Origin of the sequence: Desulfofundulus sp., assembly GCF_049701015.1 — a bacterium.
GTDB lineage: Bacteria > Bacillota > Desulfotomaculia > Desulfotomaculales > Desulfovirgulaceae > Desulfofundulus.
Map to the genome: position 1 here is coordinate 1 of NZ_JBNATZ010000190.1, position 4862 is coordinate 4862.

Annotated in this window: 3 protein-coding genes; 1 reads left to right on the top strand and 2 read right to left on the bottom strand. The window is 56.3% G+C overall.

The window, feature by feature from the left end; all coding sequences use genetic code 11:
• A partial coding sequence (locus tag ACPLUI_RS10980) for an HD-GYP domain-containing protein (protein WP_424660306.1) occupies positions 1 to 355 on the bottom strand: 355 nt, incomplete at its 3' end.
• A 116-nt stretch (positions 356 to 471) separates the two neighbouring features.
• The gene (thrC, locus tag ACPLUI_RS10985) at positions 472 to 1974 is read right to left on the bottom strand and encodes a threonine synthase (RefSeq protein WP_424660307.1); all 1503 of its coding nucleotides are present in this window, start codon (positions 1972 to 1974) and stop codon (positions 472 to 474) included.
• A gap of 284 nt (positions 1975 to 2258) precedes the next feature.
• On the opposite strand from thrC, the gene glgP reads away from it, so the two are divergent.
• Positions 2259 to 4862, top strand: a complete 2604-nt coding sequence (gene glgP, locus ACPLUI_RS10990) for an alpha-glucan family phosphorylase (RefSeq protein WP_424660308.1) — start codon at positions 2259 to 2261, stop codon at positions 4860 to 4862.

Below are 4862 nucleotides of genomic sequence, written 5' to 3' on the forward strand. Positions count from 1 at the left end.
TCCCGGAGGGGTTACCCCCCTGCCAGTGATCATGGTGGGAGAGAATGATTTCGGCTGCGGGAGACAGAACGTCCACATCGGAAACAAACTGATAGCCACGCAGGCAATGTCCCCAGGGGTCCCGGATATCGAAGGCCTCCAGAGCATCCTTTTCAGGCCAGGTAACCGCACCGGCATCGTGAATTATGGCTGCTTTAAACAGGTCGAACCGTTCCTCCCGGGACATTCCCGCGGCTTCACCAAGGCGCAGCGCAACAAGAGCCACCCGCTGGTGGTGCCGCATTAAGCCCCGGCGGGAGAAATCCAGGGCCAGGGACAGATTGATGAGCAGTCGGGCCAGGTCTATTACGGGCATGCCAGGTCCCCCTAACTGTTTGAAGATAGCGGCCATTCCATCAACCACGCTGCAGCGGGTTGCCGCGGAACGAACGCCGCTTTTTGAACTTTAATAAAGCGGTCCCCGTTATCCCGCTACGAAACTCCTAAAAGCTCCTGCACCACCCGCTTCATTCCTTCCGGTGCCACGGTCAGAGTATGGCGAACGGGTTTTCTATCCAGGTCCCTCAACCCTGCGGGTACGGGCAGCCCGGTGGCCCGGGACAGGAGCTCGAGCAACTCGAATTCCCCTTTTCCGCGTACCACCCCTTCCCCCAGGATGGCCGCAGCCACGCTTTGGTTGAACTTAAAGGGACTGGCGGTGGAGGCAATCACCGTTTTACCGGTATCCCCGGTAGCCTCGACGTAGCGGTCGTAAACATACTTACCCACGGCCGTGTGAGTGTCCATCAGGTAGCCATACCGGCGGTAAGTATGGCGGATGGTCTCCATGGTGGCCGTGTCACCGGCATAATCGGACCAGAAAACGGCCTGGATCCTGTCCAGCGTTTCACCGTCCACCTGATAGCGCCCCGCAGTTTGCAGTGCCCCCATCCACTCCCGCACCCGCGCTGCATCGCCACCTGTAACCTCATAGAGCAACCGCTCCAGGTTGCTGGAAATGAGAATATCCATAGAAGGAGAGATGGTCCGGTAAAATTTTCTGGTGCGGTCGTAGACGCCCGTGCGGATAAAGTCCGTCAACACGTTATTGCGGTTGGCCGCACAGATAAGCCGTTTGACCGGTAGACCCATCCGGCGGGCATAAAAGGCAGCCAGGATATTGCCGAAGTTACCCGTGGGGACCACGAAGTTCACAGCTTCACCGGAAGTGATCTCCCCTCTCTTCAGCAAATCCGCATAGGCTGAAAAGTAATATACGATCTGGGGTGCCAACCTCCCCCAGTTGATGGAATTGGCGGAAGAAAAGCGGTAACCCTTACGCTCAATGGATGCATTTACAGCAGGGTCGGTAAAAATTGCCTTCACCCCGCTCTGGGTCTGGTCGAAGTTCCCTTCCACGGCCACCACGTGGACATTGCCACCCTCCTGGGTGATCATCTGCAGGCGCTGTACTTCGCTTACACCCCGGGCCGGGAAAAAAACAATGATCCGGGTGCCGGGTACATCCCGGAAACCTTCAAGGGCAGCCTTACCCGTATCACCGGAGGTGGCCACCAGGATGGCAATCTCCCTGTCCTCCCCGGTCTTTTTGACCGCCCGGGGTAAAAGCCGGGGCAGTACTTGCAGGGCCATATCCTTGAAAGCGCAGGTGGGGCCGTGCCACAGCTCGAGCACATACAGGTTTTCATCCAGTTTTTGCACCGGGGCGACTTCAGGCACCTCAAACTTTTCCGGGCCATAGGCCCCCCGTACGCATTCCTTGATTTCAACGGGCGTGAAGTCGGTCAAGAACAACTGGAGTATGCCAGCCGCCCGCTCCTGGTAAGTCATCCCGGCCATCGAAACCAGTTCACCGGCAGGTATAAAAACAGGGCAGTCGGGCACGAAGAGCCCCCCATCGGGTGCCATGCCCAGCTTGATGGCTTCGGCAGCACTCACCGGCCGGCTATTTCCCCTGGTACTCTGGTAAAACATAACAGCAACTCCTCGATATTTAATTCCCGACTTTAAAATATTAGCTACGGTCTTGTTAAAATCCTGCCCCGTAAAACTTAGCAGCTCCAAAAATGGCTTTTAATTTTACCGGAACAGAGGAAATTTGCCTGGACCGGGGAATACAATAGCCGGGTGCCAAAATAGAATTCTTAAGATCCGTTCCTCCAGAATACACGGCAAGCTACGGGCGAGTCCTTTAAAATTCGGGAGTTCGTGGTAATTGCTCACCGGCAGGCACATGAAAAAGAGGAGGTAATTAAAGCATGTACTTCATCCGTACGGTTACCGTAGGCCCCAGGCTGCCGGAAAAGATATCCCGCCTGGGAGAGCTGGCACGCAACCTGTGGTTCAGCTGGAACCAGCACGCACAGGAACTTTTCCGGCGCATCAACAGTTCCCTCTGGGAGGAAGTCAAGCATAATCCCATCTGTTTCCTGCTCAATGTCAGCCAGGAACAGCTGGAGAAGGTGGCTAAAAGCGAATCTTTCCTTTTGCTTTACAACCAGGTAATGGAAGACCTGGACCGTTACATGACTTCCGAAACCTGGTTTAACCGTCAATACCCCGGGCACAACAACCACGTCGTTGCCTACTTCTCCGCCGAGTTTGGTGTTCATGAATCCCACCCCACATACTCCGGCGGGCTGGGATTGCTGGCAGGGGATCACTGCAAGTCGGCCAGCGACCTGGGCCTTCCCTTTGCAGGAGTCGGCCTCTTATACAAAAATGGCTATTTTACCCAGCGCCTTAACCGCGAAGGGTGGCAGGAAGCCCATTACCCCAGCTTGAATTTTCACCAGATGCCCATCACCCCTGTCACCCATCCCGACGGTAGCACACTGTATGTCCCCGTGGAACTCCCCGGCAGGACCGTATACCTCAAAATATGGAAGATGCAGGTGGGCCGGGTGCCCATTTACCTCCTGGATGCCGATGTGACCAGAAATAACATGACCGACAGGGCTTTAACCGGTCAGCTCTATGGTGGCGACCGGGAAACGCGCATCTGCCAGGAAATCCTGCTCGGTATCGGCGGCGTGCGGGTACTTCGAGCCCTGAACATTCACCCCCTGGCCTGGCACATCAACGAAGGCCACGCTGCCTTCCTGCTTATCGAAAGGATCCGCGAGCTTGTACAGGCGGGGGTACCGGTAAACGCCGCTGTAGAGGCGGTGCGTGCGGGCACCCTGTTCACCACCCATACCCCCGTTCCGGCCGGACACGATGTCTTCAGCGCCGAGATGATTGACAAGTATTTTAATCATCTATACAGCCAGCTGAACATGCAGCGGGAAGAGTTCCTGGCCCTTGGGTGGGATGACGAACAAAAGGTGTTCAACATGACCCTCCTGGCCTTGCGTCTCTCCAGCTACTGCAACGGGGTGAGCAAGCTGCACGGCCAGGTGACCAGGCAAATGTTCCGCCGCTTTTATCCTGGCATACCCATGGAAGAGATTCCCATCTCCTCCATCACCAACGGAGTGCACATCGGTAGCTGGCTCGCCCCGGAATTGCAGGAATTGTTCGACCGTTACCTGGAAGCCGACTGGCGGCAGAACTGCTGCCACCAGCAGACCTGGGAACAAGTTTCGGCCATCCCGGCTGAAGAACTGTGGGAAATACACTGCCGGTTAAAAGAAAAAATGATCCGCATCGCCCGGGACAACCTGCGGGGCCAGCGCCTGCGCAACCTGGAACCGGCACTGCGCATCCGGGAAGTGGAGCAATACCTGGACCCCAGAATACTGACCATTGGCTTTGCCCGCCGTTTTGCCACCTATAAAAGAGCCGGCCTGCTGCTGCGAGACAGGGAGCGCCTGGCACGGCTGGTAAGTGACCCGGTACGCCCGGTCCAGATCATCTTCGCCGGGAAGGCTCACCCGGCAGATCGCCTGGGGCAGGAGATAATAAAACAAATCTACGAACTTACCAACCAGGAACCGTTTAAAGGGCGGGTGGTTCTCCTTGAGGACTACGACATCGCCCTTGCCCGTTCGCTGCTGCAAGGGGTGGACGTATGGCTGAACACCCCCCGCCGTCCCCTGGAGGCCAGTGGTACCAGCGGCCAGAAAGCAGCCGTAAACGGTGTGATTCATTGCAGCATCCTTGACGGCTGGTGGCCCGAAGCCTACAATGGAGAAAACGGTTTTGCCATGGGGGAAACGAGAGAGTACCACGATGAAGAAACCCAGGACCGGGATGATGCCTACTCGCTCTTTGCGCTGCTGGAAGAGACCATTATCCCCATGTATTACGACCGGGACCAGAAAGGAATCCCCCGGGCCTGGGTAGAGCTGATGAAACGGTCCCTGCAAACCATCCCGCCCCTTTTTAACACGGAACGAATGGTCAAAGAATACTGCCAGCGGTTTTATGTACCGGCCATTGAGCGAAACCTGCACTTCAGCCGCAACAACTACGAACCCGCACGACATTTAGCCGCCTTCAAAGAAAAGCTCAAGGGGAGCTGGACACAGGTGGCTGTTAAATCCGTGAAGGCCGGAGACACCCGGGACATGGGAGCTGGGGAACCGCTGCCGGTCGAAGCCGTGGTGCAGCTGGGATCCCTTTCGCCGGAGGACGTTACCGTGGAAATTGTCTACGGCAGGGTGGACGGGAAGCCTTCCAGTGGCTTTGATCACATGCCCGGTGCGTTTTGTATGATAAATTCCAACGGGCATTTATGCAACATAAATAAAACAACCATGACCATGGAGGGGCAGACACCCGAAGGTACATACCTTTACAGAGGTAATCTCATTTTGCCCCAGGGCACCGTGGGCTTTACCGTAAGAGTACGCCCGGTGAACGGCGACTTTGCCCACATCTTCGAACTACCTCTGGTCGCCTGGGCCCCGCATTTTTAA

What these genes read in the sequence shown, in the direction of transcription:
- glgP (WP_424660308.1), top strand. Translation starts at nt 2,259, where the DNA reads ATGTACTTCATCCGTACGGTTACCGTAGGCCCCAGGCTGCCGGAAAAG.
- thrC (WP_424660307.1), bottom strand. Translation starts at nt 1,974, where the DNA reads ATGTTTTACCAGAGTACCAGGGGAAATAGCCGGCCGGTGAGTGCTGCC.